The sequence below is a fragment of the Glutamicibacter sp. NPDC090743 genome, assembly GCF_044769125.1.
In the GTDB taxonomy this organism is placed as follows: domain Bacteria; phylum Actinomycetota; class Actinomycetes; order Actinomycetales; family Micrococcaceae; genus Glutamicibacter.
On the sequence record NZ_JBIVXE010000003.1, the window covers coordinates 286,705 to 304,159 of the forward strand.

Genomic DNA, 17,455 nt, shown 5'->3' on the forward strand with positions numbered 1-17,455 from the left:
CGGACAGTTTAGCTGGCTTGGAGCCCTAGTTCCCAGGTGCGTCAATTTGCGCGGACTCGGCTGCCAGCACATCAAGGACAATCACCGCGATGTTGTCCCGGCCGCCAGCTTCCAGTGCGGCCCCGGTGAGAATCCGGGCCGCTTCGGTGCGGTCCTTGTAGTTCACCAGCAAGGTCTGCAAGATGTCTTCGGTCAGTTCGCCCGAGAGCCCGTCGCTGCACAGCATGTAGCGGTCGCCGATGCGCGGCTGCAAGACGGTGAGATCCGGCTGGCTTTCGGCGCCGGCGCCAAGCGCACGGGTAATCAGATTCCGGTGCGGATGATTGCGGGCTTCCAACTCGGTGATCTGCCCGGCATCCACCATTTCCTGCACGGCCGAGTGGTCACGGGTCAGCTGCTGCAGGGCGCCATCACGCAGCCGGTATCCGCGCGAGTCCCCCACATTGACCAGCAGCAGGCTCGGGATTTCATCGGCGACCACCGGGATCGGCTCGGTAGCTGGAGCCAAACTGGCGCGGTGGTTCTCCAGCATTTGCGGAGTGATCTTGGAGATGACATCAGTGTTCTGCGTCATCGCGAAACTTGAGGTCCAGGGCGGCACCGCGGCCAGTGGAGCGGTCACATTGTCCCGGCCTTTGCCCGGGGTCTTGATCTGCACCAATGCGCACAAGGTAGTGCCGCCACGTGATTCAAGCGCTTCGCGAATGCGGTCATCAGCCAGCTGCACCTGGCGCTGGACATCCGGCACGGATGGCAGTTTCCGAACCGACGTCTTATTGGCGAAGGTGCAGATTTCCTGCATCGTTTCCACCGCAAGCTGGCTGGCCACCTCGCCAGCTTCGTGACCGCCCATGCCGTCGGCTACCGCATACACGATGTCGTGCATCAGGATGCGGTCCTGGTTTTGCGTTCGTTTCCGGCCCACGTCCGTCAGCCCTGCCGCGGCGAGGATGAACGGTACCGGTGCTGGTTCTTTAGCCATTAGTCGATCACCAGTCCTACTCCCTCGCCTGCGGAGAGCTCATAGGGTTGAATGTCTCCAAAGCCGCGCACCGCGGTGATTTCCTGGGCGGTGAGCACAAAGCGTGCGTCATTGCGCAGGGTGTTTGCGGTAATCGCGTCGGTCAGCACGGTGCCCGGTTCCGCCAGCGAGGTCAGCCGAGCCGCCATGTTCACCGTAGGACCATAGATATCGCCCAGGCGTGAGAGCAGCCGGCCCCAGACCACCGCGCCGCGGGTTTGCGGGAAGAGCTCGTCCTTGGCCAGCTCGCGCGACAGGGACAGCGCAATCTCGGCGCCGGCCTGCGGGGTTTCGGCCACGTAGAGCACTTCATCGCCAATGGTCTTGACCAGGCGGCCACCGCCCACGGAAATGACTTCGGCGCATTTGGCTTCGAAGCGCTGCACCAGCTGGGCCAGGGTGCGCTCGTTCATGCGGCGCGACAGCGAAGTGTAGGAGACCAGGTCGGCAAAGCCCACCGCACGGGCCAGTGGCAGCGGGGTGCCGCCATCTTCGTCGCCACGGTCTTGGTTGTAGGCAGCCACTCCGGTTTCCACCCGCAATGCCATGCGGTGCACGGCAGAGTTCAGCTGGCGGCGCCATGAGTAGAGCAGCAGGTCTTCAATCGCTGGAATGATTTCGGGCAGCAGGCCGAAAAGCTGGCGGCGCGCCTGGCGGTCCGACATGTTCTGGTTGGCGATCATGTCCTCAACCAGTGCTTCGATCTGCCACACCACCATGCGGTCAGTCATCTGGCCAACCGAACGCATCAGGGAAATGGCTGTTTCTTCGGTCAGCTTGCCTTCGCGGACCATGCCCACCATGGTGCCCAGGGCTTCCTTGTCGGCCTGGGTGAAGAACACTTCATCATCGCTGAGTTCAGGGAAGCCGATGGCGCGCCAGAGCTTGCGCGCGGAGTGCAGGGAAACACCGGCCTCGGAAGCGACCTCGCGTCGGCGGAATTCGCGTTGGCCGCCGATGAGCCGCCTTTCCAGCGAAGCGACGGTGTCGCGGACAGCGTCGGGGGTGTGGGCCGGAATGCGCAAGGGGCCTTCCATGGCCTGCGCAAGTTCGAATATTGGATCCGACTCGGCCGGTGTGGCCACAGGGGGGTGCTGGCGGGCGCCGCGGACAGCCTCGGCGGCGGACTGCGGAGAGTCTGCTCGGGGTGTGTTGGTGTGCTCGGTGCTCATGCCCCCATGCCCTCACTGTTCGTCGTTTCGGTGTGTGCCGCATTCTGGTTGCTGCGCAGGTTCGCCATCGCCTCCATTGCCAGGGAACGGAAATACGGTACCGAGGGGACATGTGAGAGTCTCACGTATCCCTGGTTCAGCACGATATCCAAGGTTCCCGCACGCGTCATGGTGTTTTTCGCCTTGCTGTGCGCGACGAGGTCGCGAACTGTAAATAATCCTACAGATTGCAGCTTGCCATCGTTGTATGTGGGCCGGAACATGATCCGCTCGGTGGTCAAGACGATTTGGCTGCGTAGCCACCGTGCCCAGGGAATCACGCTCCAGATCAGCACCAGTGCGGCCCAGAGAACCACCGAAACGACCATCCACACATTCGCGTTGCCAGCTAGCCAGTCCGAGAGATCGTCCCGGGAGAGATAGCCCAACGAGAAGGTGCACAGGGCAGTCAATACGAGGAAGGCTCCCACGGGCTGGCGCAGCACTCGGGAATGTTCACGAGTTTTGATAATCACTCGTTCCCTTTCATGCAGCGGCAACTTCATCGTGTTGTTCCTCGCCCCTCCTGTTCTCGACTCCGTGTTTCGGTCATCATCTCCAATAATAGTCCCGGGCCAAGACCCAAGTCTGGTTAGGCATACTTTCCGTCGGCGCGCCGTACGTGGTGCATGTCCCCTGCCATCACGTGCTTTCGCTGCCCGGTTCCATATTCCAGGACCAACGAGCCGTCTGCGCCCAACTCGACCGCGTTGCCAACCAGCGTGGATCCATCGGGGAATTCCACACGCACTTCATGTCCCAGTGTGGCCAGCTTGCCGCTGACGAGCTGGCGCAAAGATTTTCCATTATTTCCCGGCAACGGCATCTGCGCAAAGCCGCCGACCCGGCGGAAACCCTGATCCAGTGCTGCGAATTGCTTCAGGTACTCAGCCAGAAGTTCGGTGCGGTCCAAGTTCTGGGCGCCAGCCAAACGCAGGGACGTCGCGGTGGGCACCGGAAGCTCGTCCCGGTTCTGGTTCACATTGATTCCGGTGCCAACCACTACCCCGTAGCCGTTGCCAGTTGGAACCATTTGCGCCAGTATGCCGCAGACTTTCTGCTCTCCGGCCAACAAATCGTTGGGCCATTTGATGCCCAAGGGGACGCCGCCGATATTCTCGGCGGCCCGGCTCCAAGCCAAGGCCGCAAGCATGGTGTACCAAGACAGGGATTCGGCAGGGAAGCTGGGACCGGGCACTGCCAAGACACTGACGGTGAGGGAGGATCCTGCCGGAGTTACCCATTCACGGCCCAAACGCCCTTTGCCTGCCTGCTGGTGCTCCGTGAAGTACACGCTGAGGTGACCGGCCTCGCCATTGCCAGCCAGTTGCGCCAACTCGGTATTGGTTGAACCGGAGGTTGGCTTGATATTAACCAGCCCCAATCCCAGCTGGGCGGTGAGCTCGGTGAAGAGCCGGGAATCGAGAACTGCGCGGTCGGTGCCATGCGGGTTTTCCATACCTCCAACCCTATGGCACCGGCCGATGATTATGCTTAGTCCTGCCTCGTCATCTGCCTAGAGGAAGATGTCTTCAACCAGCGGGACTTCGGGGTTCAACGTGTACTTCTCCAGGTCCGTCTCGCCAGCCAGCGTCAGCACCTGGCCATCCGTGAAGAAGTTTCCGCTGACTCCGGCCGGCGGGCTGGCAAGAATGGCCATGGCGGCATCTGCCACGACCGAAGCATCGCGCGCTCCCTGAACCATTTCCTGTCCACCCGGCAGGTTCCGGATGGCTGCGGTATCGATCAGGGTTTCCGGCCAAAGCGAGTTCACGCCGACGCCATCGTCCTTCAGTTCTTCGGCTAGGCCAAGGGTGGTCAGCGACATGCCGTATTTGGCCATGGTGTAGGCCAAATGCCGTCCAGCCCACTTCGGTTCCAGGTTCAATGGCGGGGAGAGGGTGAGTATATGGGCATGCTCGGAGGCGCGCAGGTACGGGAGCGCGGACTTGGAGAGCAGGAAGGTGCCGCGGACGTTGATGTCCTGCATCAGGTCGTAGCGCTTCATATCAAGCTGATCGGTCTTGGCCAGGTTGATGGCCGAGGCGTTGTTGACCACAATGTCGATGCCGCCGAACTTTGCCACGGCCTCTTCCACCGCGCGCTGCACATCGGCGTCCACGCGGACATCGCCAACTACGGCCAGGCCCTTGCCACCTGCTTCTTCGATCTGCGCAACGGCGGTGTGGATAGTCCCTTCCAGTGCCGGATGCGGCGTATCGGTCTTGGACAGCAGGACCACATTGGCCCCATGCTTGGCTGCGGCCAGGGCGATAGCCAGGCCGATGCCGCGGCTACCGCCGCTCATCAGGATGGTGCGGTTTTCCAGGTTCCCGGGAACAGGTGCGATAAGAGTGCGCGATTCACTAGTCATGTGATATAGATTACGCGATGATCCCCCACTAAGCTACTGTTCAGTAACTTATTCTGGCGTGCCACGCACCAGATATCGGGCCATTTTGTAAGATTCCTACAAACAAATGAGCTGTTTGCCCAGCTAGACTGGCTTAGTTGGCATTTTTCTTGTGCCATTCCTACACATTGAAGACAACTCGAGGGAGTCGAAGGCATGACGCAGGGCAGAACCGAGGCAGCCGAGTCAATCGACCTGTCCACCACCGCCGGAAAGCTTGCTGAGTTCCGCCGCCGCCAGAAGCTCTCTAAAGCGCCAAGTGGCGAAGCAGCGATTGAAAAGCAGCACTCCCGCGGCAAGCACACTGCCCGCGAACGCATTGAAATGCTCATGGACGAGGATTCCTTCGTTGAGTTCGACGCCCTCGCAGTCCACCGCTCCACCGCCTTCGGCATGGAGAAGAAGAAGCCATTAGGCGATGGCCTGGTCTCCGGCTACGGCACCGTCGATGGCCGCCTGGTGGCTGTCTACTCCCAGGACTTCACCGTCTACGGCGGCTCCCTGTCCCAGGTCAATGGCGAGAAAATCGTCAAGGTCCAGGAATTTGCGCTGCGCAACGGCTGCCCAGTTGTCGGCATCCTGGATGGCGGAGGTGCCCGCATCCAAGAAGGCGTCGCTTCCCTGGCCATGTTCGCCGACATCTTCCGCAACAATGTCCATGCCTCGGGCGTTGTCCCGCAGATCTCGCTGATCATGGGCCCATCGGCCGGTGGTGCAGCGTACTCCCCTGCACTGACCGACTACGTGATCATGGTCGACAAGACCAGCCACATGTTCATCACCGGTCCGGACGTCATCAAGACGGTTACCGGCGAGGAGATCGACATGGAAACCCTGGGCGGCGCCCGCCAGCACAACGCCAATACCGGTACCGCCACCTATCTTGCGTCCGATGAAGAAGACGCCGTGGAGTTCTGCAAGGAACTGCTCGATTTCCTCCCGTCGTCCAACCTCTCGGATCCGCTGATTGCCGAATTCGATGAAGAACTGGATATCACTGCCGAGGACCTGGAGCTCGATACGCTCATCCCGGACTCCGCCAACCAGCCTTATGACATGCGCACTGTCATCGAGTCGGTTGTCGACGACGAGCATCTCTTTGAAATGCAGTCGCTGTACGCACCGAACGTGATGATTGGCTACGCCCGCATCGAAGGACGCACCGTGGGCATCGTCGCCAACCAGCCAATGCAGTTCGCTGGCACCTTGGATATCGCTGCCTCGGAAAAAGCTGCCCGCTTCGTGCGCAACTGCGACGCCTTCAACATCCCGATCCTCACCTTCGTGGACGTGCCAGGCTTCCTGCCGGGCAAGGACCAGGAATTCCAGGGCATCATCCGCCGCGGTGCGAAGCTGCTCTACGCCTACGCCGAGGCCACGGTGCCGAAGCTGACCGTGATCACCCGCAAGGCCTACGGCGGAGCGTACATCGTGATGGGTTCGAAGAAGCTGGGCGCGGACCTGAACCTGGCTTGGCCTACCGCGCAAATCGGCGTGATGGGTGCCCAGGGCGCAGTGAACATCCTCTACCGCCGCGATCTGGCCGCAGTGGAAGCCGAAGGCGGAGACGTCGAGGCACGCCGCAAGCAGATTATCGACGACTACGAGGCCGAACTGCTCAACCCCTACCAGGCGGCGGAGCTGGGTTACGTGGATGCGGTCATCGCCCCGAGCGAGACCCGCTTCCAGCTGGTTCGCGGCCTGCGCGCGCTGCGCGAGAAGCACGCTACCCTGCCTCCGAAGAAGCACGGCAACATCCCGCTGTAAGCAGCAGTGCCTGCCCGCCTAGTACCAGCTAAAACCAATAAGGAGCACTCCCATGGAACAGAACGCTGCGTTGCCTGTTGCCCCGCAGATCCGCGTCACCAAGGGAAACCCCAGTGACGAGGAAGTGGCGGTAGTTACCGCGCTGCTCGCTGCCATGGGCAATACTCCGGCTCCTGCACCAGAAGCCGCCGAGCCCAAAAAGCGTGTAGCCCGGATCCGCAGGCGCCGGGCGCTGGCCCCGCGTTTGGGCTGGACTATTGGCCGGCGCTAAGGCCTGCTGAAAGCGATGGCCCGGAACGTTCCCTAGCGGAATTTTCCGGGCCATTGCTCTGTGCAGCGCCGCTGGCATCCTAGTCTTCGTCGGGAACTTCGAAGTCCAAGATGGCTAGGTCTGCACGAGTCACCAGATGCGAACTCACAGCATGTTCCACCAGTCGCGCCCTGCGGTTGGTGGCCAATTTTCCAGGTCCCCCGCGCAGCCCGGCCACGCCGGCCTTGTCCAATTTGTCGCAGACGTTATCGAGTTTGCGATTGAACTTCGTAATTCCCCACCCCAGCCGGGCGGCGGCAGCGGCACTCGTGGGAATTGAACTCAAGCCAGTGCCTTCACGGCGCAGCATCGGCTCAGCCAGGACAACGACCAAGGCCCGCTGGGCACTGGTCAGCACCACCGGGCCAATGGTGGTCTCGCCCGAAGCGTCGTAGTCCATGTAGGCCTGCCGGAATGCGGGCTGCGCAACATGAATCGATAGCTCGTAGGTGGTGGGACCGGCGGTGAAAACCACGCCCACCCGGTTCAGCACCAGGGGCAGGCTCGATTCCGGCGAGAGCCAGGCCTGCAGTCCGCCGGTACGGTCAGCAATCGTCGCGGTCAGCCGGCTACCGACGTTATTAAGCCACCACAGCCCGCTTTGCTTGGTAATCGTCAAGAAGTGCCGGTGCAAGTAGGGATTGTCGTCGATGGCCAGATCGCCTTCTCGGCCGATGGTGAAGGGCTTGGCGTCTTGGACAGGATAGTACTGTCCGCAGTACTCGATAGTTACTTCACTCATCTCTCTTGCCTACTTTCCTGAACCTGCGGCGGTGCAGAACCGTGCTCCATCCGAGATACGTCCATCATCGCGCACGAGCTTGACCTCGATACAGGTTTGTCCGCCTTTCCCGATCTCGGTAGTGGCGCTTGGGGACATCGTCTGCTTGTATTCTCCCGTTTCCGTGGCGGTAATTGGAGCCCACCGGTAATGGTCTGCCTTATTCGGTTCTGGGTTGGACCAACGGAAAGTTACAGTTTCTCCGACCGTGGAGTACGCAAAATTATCCACCTTCGGCACAGCGCCGCCAACCAATGCATCCTTGGGCCCGTCCGTCGCTGTAATAGGCGGGCCAGAACGCTGTGCAGCATTTTGGTCCGGCAAGTACATGTTGGCAATGACAGCGCCGCCAACCAGGAGAAATAGCACAAGGCCCACTGCGATGAAGACCTTCGGCAGGCCCTGGCGCGGCTTCGGTTCTGCCGGCGCGTCCACCGGCGTTCCTGATTCGCCTGGAGCTGCGCTCTGCTGGCCCGGAGCCGAAATGGAATCCTTCGGCATTTCCAGCCGCGGTATTGGAACTGACGGTCCTGCCTGCCGCAGCCGTTGCCCGGGAACGGAGGAAATCATCGGTGGGGCAGGCAGCGGACGCTGCGCATCGCTAATCGAAGTAACATTGCGAACGCGAGTGCTCTCGCCGTGATCTTCGTCAACCGCTTCTGCAGGTTCTTCAAGTACTTCAAAGGGCGTGACCGAGAAGCCCAGCTCGATCTGGATTCGTTGCATCGAGCGGGCCAGTTCGGCAGCCGAGCCGAATCGCGACGCCGGGTTCTTCGCCATGGCTACCGCCAGCGCCTGGCTCAATGATTCAGGAACATCAAGCCGTTCCAACGGCACCAACGGCGTATTGCAAATCCGCTCAATGAGTACTGCCTGCGAATTATCCTGTCCAGGACGGACGAATGGCGAATGCCCGGCCAAGATCGTATAGATCGTGGCACCGAGCGAGTACACATCCATGCGCACACCCGGAGGCATGCCATCGCCGAAGGCTTCCGGCGCGGACCATGGCACCGAAAGCCCAGCGGTGTGTGAACCGATAGTTCCCGAGATGCCGAAGTCGGTCAGCGCCGGCCTGTTGTAGTCGGTGGTCAGCACGTTTCCCGGCTTGATATCGCGATGCACAATGCCAGCAAGATGCGCAGTATGCACCGCTGAACACAACTGGATCGCCAGGGACAGCGTTTCATCAATGCTCAGGACGCCACGACGGTATCGGACGTCCAAAGAAGGCCGGGAACAATACTCCATGGCCAAATAGGAACGTCCGTCTTCGGTGATCTCCGCTTGGTAGATCGTGACAATATACGGATGAGTGGACAGCTGGGCCATCAAGTTGGCTTCCGCCTCGAATCGCTGGCGAGCTTCCTCATCGCTGACATCCGCCAGCAGCACCTTCACCGCCACCTTGCGGTTGGGCCGGTGCTGCTCGTACAGATAGACATCGGAAAATCCGCCCGTGCCCAGCGGCTTGACGTAGGTGAATCCCGGGATCTGCGGCGCCGGAGCTGGCGCGCGCCGCAGGCTCACGGCAGATCCTCGAAACGTATGCTCACGCCATCGCCCAGATCAGCGACATCGCCCTTGATCAGCATGATCTCCTGGTGCCGGGACAGGCGCCGTGGCCGCTGCCCTTCGCGCAGGAGCACGGTGCCATTGGTCGCGCCCAGGTCAACCAGCTGCACATGCCATCCTTCCACTCGCACATGCAGGTGCGAGCGGGAGATGTCACCGCTTGGGCTTTCCACCTTCAGCAGGCGGGGTTCGGTGTCGGATTTGATGGCTGCTGCGCTTGGCTGGCGCCCCAGGATCACCGAGCGGTTCAGTTCATGGGCGTATTCGCGGGCGCCACCGTGATCGCTGACAATCATGCGCCCCATGGCCGGTTTGCGAACTTGCTGCGCTTGGCCGGTGAGGCGCTCGCTGCATTCCCGGCAGGTCGAGGCAGTTGGAGGGTTGGGATGCCGCTTGGAGCAAGAGCGGGCCAAGATGAATTCATTCAGCGACACCGAATTTTCGGTGCCGTCCTTGGCGTCCAAACCTGAAGCGGCGCTGGATTTCGGAACACTGGAGCCGCGGATGATCGTGTGCTCGTCGTCGGCTGGTTCAACCGGCCGCGCCGAAGATGCAGGACTTCCCGGGCGCGGTTTGATTATCGTGTCCAGATCATCGCCCTGGCCGGTATCGTAGACGGTCTCTGCTGCACCTCTGGCGCCCAGCAGCTGTCCGCCCAGCGATAGTTCCTCCGAGTAGGCTTCCTGCTCGTATTGTGCTGGATCCTGAGTTTCTTCCGAGACTTCGGTCGGCGGCAGCGCATAACTCGTTGCCGTGCCATCTGTCTGCTCATCCCCGGCACCCTGTGCAGATACCTTGGCCGCGTCGGCTGCCTTGGCTGCTCGTGCCAGCACAGCTGCGGGGCCCTTGGGATCTCCTGCTTCTTTGGACGGCGCGGCGGCGCCCGGGTCGGATGCCGGCTTGGCGGCAGTTGGCGCTGGTTCTTTCGCTGCCGCTGGGGCCTTTGCCGGCGCGGGCGCAGCAGCAGGCTTGGCCGCGGTTGCTGCGGGGGTCTTTGCCTGCGCGGGCGTCGCCGCAGGCTTAGCCGCAGCTGGCACTGGCTCTTTCGCTGCCGCTGGAGCTTTTGCCGGAGCAGCCGCCGGCTTGGCAACAGCGGGGGCCGCCGCAGGCTTAGCCGCCGTTGCTGCGGGGGCCTTTGCCTGCGCGGGCGCAGCAGCAGGCTTAGCCGCAGTTGGCGCTGGCGCCTTTGCCGGAGCCGCAACAGGCTTGGCCGCAGCGGCGGCAGGCGCCATCACGCTTGGAGCTGCTTTGGCCGGAGCAGAAGGGGTGGCAGGTGATTTGGATGCGGCACCGGCGGGCGCACCAGCAGCCGCATCCCCTTCGGTGCCCCACTCAAGGCTTGATACTCGAACAATGCCTTCGCTAATTGGCAGCGCGAACGCAGCTTCAGGATTCGCCGAACCGGTGCTCAAAGTCCATGAGTTCGACTCGCCAAGTTTGCGTTCGGCCCAGGTCGCGATGCCGGTACCGCTAACTTTTTCGTCACCGGCAGCTGTCCGGGCGGTAAATTCTGGGGCGCCACGCAAGACCAGATGTGGTGCGCTGTCACGGGATACCAGAGCGAAGTTCGGCAGCTCGGCAATGTTCATCCGGTAAAGCGGCAACAGCTCTGAGAGCAGTGCTTCCACCGTCGTCTTACCAGCGACGCTGGCCCACAAGCCGTTGACCTGCTCGGCGCTGGCGCTTGCAGGAAGGAGGACGATGTGCTGGTCATTTACCAGGGCGTACCAGTCTCCGGGAATGTAACGCAGGCTGTTCATGATTTCTCCTCTTGGTGGCTCGTGGTCGATATGCGTGGGATTGTAATGCCAACATCGTCGGGGTGCCCATACTGCACGTCGGCGACGATCACGCTGATATTATCTCGTCCCCCGGCGTCCAGGGCCGCTCGGACTAGTTCCTCGGAAGCCTGCTGCGGGTCCGGGAAACGCGTGAGGATCTCCTGGATTGCGGCATCGCCGACTTCGCTGCTGAGCCCATCTGAACAGACCAGAATGCGTTCGTTCCCTGCCAGCGGCACCAACCAGTAATCGGGATGGCTGTTGGCGTTGATCCCCAATGCGCGGGTGATGACGTGTCGGCGTGGATGGGTGGCTGCTTGCGCGGCGTCCAGCTGGCCGATATCCATCAGCTCCTGCACCTCGGAGTGATCGACGCTGACCTGTTGCAGCAAGCCCTGGGCCCAAAGGTAGGTGCGCGAGTCGCCCACATTGAACACCAGCAGTTCGGGTTGTTCTTCCTGCGCGCTGGAGGTCCTTGGATCAATCAGCACGGCCCCGGTGAGTGTGGTTCCGGCTCGACCGGAGCCTGCCTCCACGATGCTGCGATCAGCTTCGGTCAACAGCACGTCCAGGGTTTCCGGGTCGAGCTTGGCGCCTGCGTCTTGGAATCCTTCACCCAGGATCTTGAGGCACAGGGCGCTAGCTATTTCACCGGCCTCATGCCCGCCCATGCCATCGGCAATGGCCAGCAACCGTTCCGAGGCCAGCAGGCTGTCCTCGTTCAGGGCGCGGCGCAGTCCACGGTCAGTTGCCTGGCCGTGGCTGAATCTGAGGCTGACTCCGGGGGTAAGATCTGTCACGGACGTTCCACCTGGAAGTAGCGGTCACCGAAGTACACCGTATGGCCAATCATTGCCTGCTCCGGCTTGCCCGGGACAAGTTCGCGCACGTTTCCGTCTTCATCAACAATGGAAGAGCCATTGCCAGAATCCCGGTCCGTAACCCAGACACTGCCTACCCCGGGCTGGATCAGCAGATGCGTTTTGGAGACCGTGCGTTCCGGATCATCCACCGCAACCAGGTGAACACCTACATCGCCATCTGCGTAGGAAGGGTTGCGTCCGATCAAAATGCTGCCGGCAAGGTCGAGGCACCGGCTATCGTCAAAGAGCAGATGCAAGGCATCAGGTGATTGCGAACGAATCTGTGTATGCCCATGATCTGCATCCGGATCCGCATCGGCCTTGGACGACCGGACCTCAACGATCTTCGCCTCCGGCTTAGGCTGCGCCGCAGGACGGGGACGCGCCTCAGGCGCATTGTTGCGCACGGCACCTGGCACCGAATCAATGACTCCCGACGGCTTGCCGGGCACTTCTTCTGGCTCGCCCACGAAGCGACGGCCCGGAGCATACTGCTGCTGAGGCGCGAAAGACCCTGGTCCCCCGGTACCTCCGGTAGTCAGCGGATCCCGTCCAGCTTTGATATCGAGTACCAGCGTACCGGCCGCTTTGTCGTGCCATCCCTGCTTCTTGCCATTCGCGTCGAATTGATTGGAGATCACCATCAGCACCGATCCTAGGATCGGAACGATACCTGCGACGGCTATCAGCAAGCGGCGAATAATGGTCTTGCCCCAGCCCGGGCGCTCACCTGAAACAGTAGTGGTGCGCAACCCAAGGAGCACATTGCCAAGACTCTTGCCTGCAGCAGCTTCCCACCACCACAAGAAAACCGTGCAGGCCAGAGTGAGGACGCTGTACAGGATGTACGTTCCGGCGATCTCGCCCATGATCTGCGGAGCATTCAGCGAGTTCACCATCCTGGATGCGATCATCGGCAGGAAAATAACCGAGAGGACCAGTACTGGCAGGAAGTCGACGAGCCACGAGAGCAGTCGCTGCGTAGTTCTGGCATCTACCAGGTCCATCTTTACCGCCATGGCTTGCTCCCGTTTTTCCGTTGCAATGTTCGTGCCGTCTTGACTGTTTTAGCTGCCAATTCGTGTATAAGAGAGCGTGGAGAGTATTTCACGCGCATCTTGCCGAAGAAGCCTAGCGGTTCCTGCATTTTCTGGGTCTGCGCAACGACATCCTCCCAGTACTTCCGCACTTGTTCTTCGGTCGGTTCTTCATGCGAGAAGTTCGCCGCATCCGCACGCTGCGCCAGGGACTGCACCGGGCTGGACAGCGCTGGGAATCCTTTAGCCAGCACGGTAGCACTTTCTCGCCGGGTCGCACCGCTGGCAGTCGCGATTCGGTGGTCAGTGGCATGGCTGAGCAATTCCTGCCAGCCACCGCTCACGCGGTCACCGGCGCTGCCGGTTTGAGAACGCTTCTGCCTGCGGCGCAGCTTCAGCAAGGCAACCAGCAGCAGCGGCGAGAGCACAAGCAGCACCGAACCCAGCGAAATGCCGGCGACAATGATGACCTGGCCCCAGCGTTCCCAGAAGGTTTTCGGTTCCTCTTCGACTTCCTGCGGCTCCGGTGCAGTTTGCGGAGGCAAATCCGCTTCTTCCTGCGCCGGTGGTGGCGGTTGCAGCACCTGCGGCTGCGGCACAGCCTTGGGTTCCTGTTCCGGAGGAGTGGGCTGCTCGTCTTCATTCGGCGTCGGGTTGAAAGCAACCCAGCCTATTTCCTCGAAAGCGATCTCCACCCAGGCATGAACATCGGACCCCTTGATTTCAACGGCCTTCCCCGGCGCGTATTCCTCCGGGTAGAAACCCATGACTACGCGCGCAGGGATCCCTTGCTCGCGGGCCATCAGCGCCATCGCGACAGCATACTGCTCGTCATCGCCGATCATCTGCTCGGCATCGAGCAGGCTGGTGATACGTCCCGCTCCGTGCCCAGAGAGCGAGGGAACCTGGCCCTCGGTGCCGTTGGAGAAGAATCCGGTTCCGGAAAGCATGGCTTCAATGCTCCGCACGCGCTGCAGGTCGCCGCGTGCCGTACCGGTGAATTCGGCGGCCTTGGCTCCCGCCGTGGCTGGCACATTGGCCAGCTCTGGCATGCGGAACTGCGCCAAATCCAGTTCATTGAGCTGGTCATCGCTCGGCTTGGCGGGGAAGAGCACCTTAGCCGTGTAGGCATCGCCCTTCTCCAGGCCAATGGAGCTCAGCGCGCTTTCAGAGGTATCGCTGTAGAACAGGGAACGGGCCAGTTCATCTTCACGACCGCCGGCCAGATCCAAGCCCATGAGCTTGCCTCCGGAAGGAACCCACACCCCTTCATAGTCCTGGATCGAGATTTCAAGTTCAGCCGCTTCGCGGCCTTCCAGCGTCTGGGCAGAACGAATATCGCTGGCATCACCCACGGGGGCAAAACTGCCACCAGCGGAAGGATCCACGTTGATGACCATGCCGTTGTAGGAATCCAATGCGGCCAAGCGGATGCGCTCGTCCTTTGGCAAGCCCTTGACGGTCAGCAGGGTGTCGTCAGCCATTGTCTTCACATACTTGCGGAAACTCGTCAGCGGGCTTGGATAATCGTAGAGATCCACAGGTGGTTCCAACGCATCGCGCCACACCTGGCGCGGGGTTTCGGGGGCCAGCAGCGGAGTGGCCGCGGCGGTCGCTACGCCGGCTCCGGCCAGCACCAGGGCTCCGGCAATGATGCGGCGCAGCAACATCTGCTGGCCGCCATGGGAGTCAAGCTGCTCGTGGTTCAGCGAGCTGAATCCGCCGGAAATGCGCGTGTCCATGAAGCGCCGCCAGGCAAGCCAACCGACCAATACAGCAATCAAGGCGACGCCTCGGGCGATCGGCATCGGCACGTCGCGGGTGCCGAAAACAATACCCAGCACGAACATCGCCAGCAGCGGCAGCAAAGTCCAATACGGCGAGCGCAAATGCCAGGCCGCCAAGCCGGCCAGCAGCGCGGTGAGCAGCGCGGAAAGGAAGGCCACGATCAATACGCCGCCGTAGGAGCCTACCGGTGGCGCCACGGTGAGCATGTCTTTCCAGCTGAAGACCAGGCCGGTCAGCAAGGTGCGCAGGGATTGCCCGGTGGGCAAGATTCCGAAGGCAGCCTCGCGTGGAGTGGCCAACGGCGTGCCCAGCACGAGGTACAGCAGTGCGAACAGGGCCATGGTCCGCCACGTGCCCAGCTTGAAGTGCACATTGGCCCAGGCCAAAGCAAGACCGGCAACAATTCCGCCCACGGCAGCCAGGATGAAGTTCAAGCTCGCGCCGTAGGCGTCCAGGAGACCCAGGGCACCAAGGACCAGGGCCAATCCCAGGCAGGCCGCGTCAACGCCGAAGCGCCAGAGGGGCAAAGTCTGTTTCATGCCACGGCCTTTCGCAGCATCAAGCCGAGTTCTTCCAGCTTGCCCAGGCTCAGTACCGTCAGCTCGCCAATGTTCGAACGCGTCGGCTCCATGCCGGTCTCGCACCTGATAGCGATGGCGCGCACTCCGGCAGGCACATGCATCCAGGCTTCACGCAGCGACTTTGCACTGGTCCTGGTGCCGGTGAGGAAGAAAAGCACCGACGCTCCGGGCACGATATCGGCGGTGTGGCGAACCACCTGCACCAGGTTCTCGCGCTGGCCAGCGGCTGCTTCGATGCGGGTCAGCGAGTCCATCATCATGCGGCCGCTGTCGGTGCGCACCGGACCTTGCTGGGTCACGATGGCCAGCTTGCGCTGTTCCGCCACTGCCTGCTGCCCGATGGAGGCAGCGACCGAAATAGCCAGTTCGAAATCTTCCTCTGCGTGCGCCTCGCAGTACTCGTCCAGATTGGTGCTCAGGCTCAGTGCCAGGTGCGAACGCCGGGTCTCTTCGAACTGGCGGACCATCAATTCACCGGTACGCGCCGTTGACTTCCAGTGGATATGGCGGCGGTCGTCTCCTGCCTGGTATTCGCGCAGGGCGTGGAAAGACACATCGGAGTTCGAGAGGTCGGAAGTGGGCATGCCTTCGAGGTCGCGGATGAAACCAGCAGAGGAACCATCCAGCGCGGTGGTGCGCGGATGGATGAACAGCTCGTAGCGGTCGGTCCATTTCACCTGCCGGCGCAGAATGGCGAAGGGATCCTGGCGGACCGAGCGGACCGGCCCCACGTCCAGCACCTGGCGGCGCTGGGTTGGGATGGTGAACAGGTCTTCGTGCGTTCCTTGCGGCTCCAGGCGCGGGATCCGGAACTGGGCGGCACCATGGCCTACCGGAAGTTCCATCATCACCGGCGCTGCGCTGCGCGAGGCCTGGTTGGCCACCTGCAGGGCGCCAACGGCGCGGTCCCCCACAGCCACTCGGGTGCGGTGCAGGTCCAGGTCCACGCTGAAATCATTGCGGCCCAGGATGAATCCCACGGAAGCCAGCAGCAGCAAGGTGGCCATGAAGGCACCCAGCAGGGCCTCCTGCCAGCCGAAATTGGTACCAAGAATCCACAGGAGAATCGCCGTACCCAGCAGCACGAAGCCCAGCGGGGAGATGACCGAGGTGACCGGTGCAAGGAAACGGGCGCTGAATTCCTTGACCCGCGCTGTTGCAGGGCGCAGGTATTCGCGCAGCACCTGCATTGCTTCGCTGGCCATGGTCAGCGACTTTTCGGCCCTGCGATTCAACTTGGTGCTCCGCGCAGAACGCTTAGCTCGTCGGCTCATTAATGCTCGTCCTGGTCCTTGCCGGCGACCGGGGCGGAGTCGTCGTTGCCACGGCGGGTTGGGGCCGGGACCTTGCGCAGCACCGAGGTGATGACCTGGGCGGAGGTGGTGCCGGTGAATTCCGCTTCCGGGTCCAGCACCAGGCGATGGGTGAAGATATAGGGCGCCAATTCCTTGATGTCATCCGGCAGCACGTAGTTCCGTCCCTGGCTGGCAGCCCACACCTTGGCCGCGCGCACCATCGCCAGGGCTCCGCGGACCGAAACTCCCAAACGGGTTTCCGGAACTTCGCGGGTCGCTTCGCACAGCGCCGCGACGTACTCCAGCACGGCGGTGTCCACATGCACGGTGGTTGCCAGCTCGGCCATTTCCACCACTGCTTCGGTAGTGATGATGGCGCTCAGCGCGGTCGAGCGGTCACGCTGGGTGCTGCCCGAAAGCAGCGCCACGGTGGCTTCCCGGTCCGGATACCCGATGGAGGTCTTGATCAGGAAACGGTCCAGCTGGGCTTCGGGCAGCCGGTAGGTACCGGCCTGCTCGATCGGGTTCTGGGTGGCAATCACCATGAACGGGCGAGCCTGCGGGTAGGTGGTGCCATCGACGGTGACCCGCCCTTCTTCCATGACTTCCAGCAACGCCGACTGGGTCTTTGGAGACGCGCGGTTGATCTCATCGGCCAGCACGAGGTTGGCGAAGATCGGTCCATGGTGGAAGTCGAACTGCCCGCTGCGCTGGTCGTATATGGTGATGCCGGTGACGTCCGAGGGCAACAGGTCCGGGGTGAATTGGATGCGCGAGTTGCTGCCCCGCACCGTGGCGGCCAGCGAGCGGGCCAGCATGGTCTTGCCGGTGCCCGGTGCGTCTTCGAGCAGCACGTGCCCTTCGGTGAGCATGGCAGTTAGCACCAGCTTGATGGCCTGGTCCTTGCCCAGCACGGACAGTCCGACATTGGACACCAATTTGGCGAAGGTATCGCAGAACCAGTTGGCCTGCTCGGTGCTCATGGTCATGGCAGTGTTTGTTCTTTCTGTACGTCTTGATGCTCGGCCGATG

General features: G+C 61.9%; 15 protein-coding genes. 2 read left to right on the forward strand and 13 right to left on the reverse strand.

Annotated features, from left to right (window positions below; genetic code table 11):
• Positions 1–25: 25 nt before the first annotated feature.
• From ACIQTS_RS07825 to ACIQTS_RS07845, 5 genes are all read right to left on the reverse strand, one after another.
• A complete protein-coding gene (locus ACIQTS_RS07825) occupies positions 26–982 on the reverse strand; it encodes a PP2C family serine/threonine-protein phosphatase (protein ID WP_105657142.1) in 957 nt (318 codons plus the stop codon).
• Positions 982–2,193, reverse strand: coding sequence for an adenylate/guanylate cyclase domain-containing protein (locus tag ACIQTS_RS07830; RefSeq protein ID WP_402472490.1), 1,212 nt, complete (start codon positions 2,191–2,193; stop codon positions 982–984). The genes ACIQTS_RS07825 and ACIQTS_RS07830 overlap by 1 nt, the downstream gene beginning before the upstream one ends.
• Entirely contained in the window at positions 2,190–2,738 is a 549-nt protein-coding gene (locus ACIQTS_RS07835) for a hypothetical protein (protein ID WP_400290211.1), read from the reverse strand. The genes ACIQTS_RS07830 and ACIQTS_RS07835 overlap by 4 nt, the downstream gene beginning before the upstream one ends.
• A gap of 86 nt (positions 2,739–2,824) precedes the next feature.
• Positions 2,825–3,691 carry a biotin--[acetyl-CoA-carboxylase] ligase gene (locus ACIQTS_RS07840; RefSeq protein WP_402472493.1) on the reverse strand — a complete coding sequence of 289 codons (867 nt, stop codon included), beginning with the start codon at positions 3,689–3,691 and terminating at the stop codon, positions 2,825–2,827.
• Between the two features lie 57 nt (positions 3,692–3,748).
• Positions 3,749–4,606, reverse strand: coding sequence for an SDR family oxidoreductase (locus tag ACIQTS_RS07845; protein WP_400290207.1), 858 nt, complete (start codon positions 4,604–4,606; stop codon positions 3,749–3,751).
• A gap of 195 nt (positions 4,607–4,801) precedes the next feature.
• On the opposite strand from ACIQTS_RS07845, the gene ACIQTS_RS07850 reads away from it, so the two are divergent.
• Both ACIQTS_RS07850 and ACIQTS_RS07855 read left to right on the forward strand, forming a co-directional pair.
• Entirely contained in the window at positions 4,802–6,412 is a 1,611-nt protein-coding gene (locus tag ACIQTS_RS07850; protein ID WP_402472495.1) for an acyl-CoA carboxylase subunit beta, read from the forward strand.
• 52 nt (positions 6,413–6,464) lie between these two features.
• Complete coding sequence (locus tag ACIQTS_RS07855; RefSeq protein ID WP_105657136.1) at positions 6,465–6,683, forward strand: acyl-CoA carboxylase subunit epsilon; 219 nt, start codon at positions 6,465–6,467, stop codon at positions 6,681–6,683.
• A gap of 79 nt (positions 6,684–6,762) precedes the next feature.
• On the opposite strand, the gene ACIQTS_RS07860 is transcribed toward ACIQTS_RS07855, so the two are convergent.
• The 8 genes from ACIQTS_RS07860 to ACIQTS_RS07895 are packed head-to-tail and all read right to left on the reverse strand — an operon-like array spanning position 6,763 to position 17,412.
• The gene (locus ACIQTS_RS07860) at positions 6,763–7,464 is read right to left on the reverse strand and encodes a hypothetical protein (RefSeq protein WP_332487805.1); all 702 of its coding nucleotides are present in this window, start codon (positions 7,462–7,464) and stop codon (positions 6,763–6,765) included.
• Positions 7,465–7,473: 9 nt separating this feature from the next.
• Positions 7,474–9,033 carry a serine/threonine-protein kinase gene (locus ACIQTS_RS07865; RefSeq protein WP_402472499.1) on the reverse strand — a complete coding sequence of 520 codons (1,560 nt, stop codon included), beginning with the start codon at positions 9,031–9,033 and terminating at the stop codon, positions 7,474–7,476.
• The gene (locus ACIQTS_RS07870) at positions 9,030–10,838 is read right to left on the reverse strand and encodes an FHA domain-containing protein (RefSeq protein WP_402472501.1); all 1,809 of its coding nucleotides are present in this window, start codon (positions 10,836–10,838) and stop codon (positions 9,030–9,032) included. Before ACIQTS_RS07870 ends, ACIQTS_RS07865 begins: the two co-directional genes overlap by 4 nt.
• Entirely contained in the window at positions 10,835–11,659 is an 825-nt protein-coding gene (locus tag ACIQTS_RS07875) for a PP2C family protein-serine/threonine phosphatase (RefSeq protein ID WP_400290202.1), read from the reverse strand. The genes ACIQTS_RS07870 and ACIQTS_RS07875 overlap by 4 nt, the downstream gene beginning before the upstream one ends.
• A complete protein-coding gene (locus tag ACIQTS_RS07880) occupies positions 11,656–12,741 on the reverse strand; it encodes an RDD family protein (RefSeq protein ID WP_402472503.1) in 1,086 nt (361 codons plus the stop codon). Before ACIQTS_RS07880 ends, ACIQTS_RS07875 begins: the two co-directional genes overlap by 4 nt.
• Entirely contained in the window at positions 12,732–15,086 is a 2,355-nt protein-coding gene (locus ACIQTS_RS07885) for a DUF4129 domain-containing transglutaminase family protein (protein WP_402472505.1), read from the reverse strand. Before ACIQTS_RS07885 ends, ACIQTS_RS07880 begins: the two co-directional genes overlap by 10 nt.
• Positions 15,083–16,402 (reverse strand): DUF58 domain-containing protein, encoded by a 1,320-nt coding sequence (locus tag ACIQTS_RS07890; RefSeq protein WP_400290196.1) that lies wholly within the window; start codon positions 16,400–16,402, stop codon positions 15,083–15,085. The genes ACIQTS_RS07885 and ACIQTS_RS07890 overlap by 4 nt, the downstream gene beginning before the upstream one ends.
• Entirely contained in the window at positions 16,402–17,412 is a 1,011-nt protein-coding gene (locus tag ACIQTS_RS07895) for a MoxR family ATPase (RefSeq protein ID WP_332487818.1), read from the reverse strand. Before ACIQTS_RS07895 ends, ACIQTS_RS07890 begins: the two co-directional genes overlap by 1 nt.
• Positions 17,413–17,455: the final 43 nt, after the last annotated feature.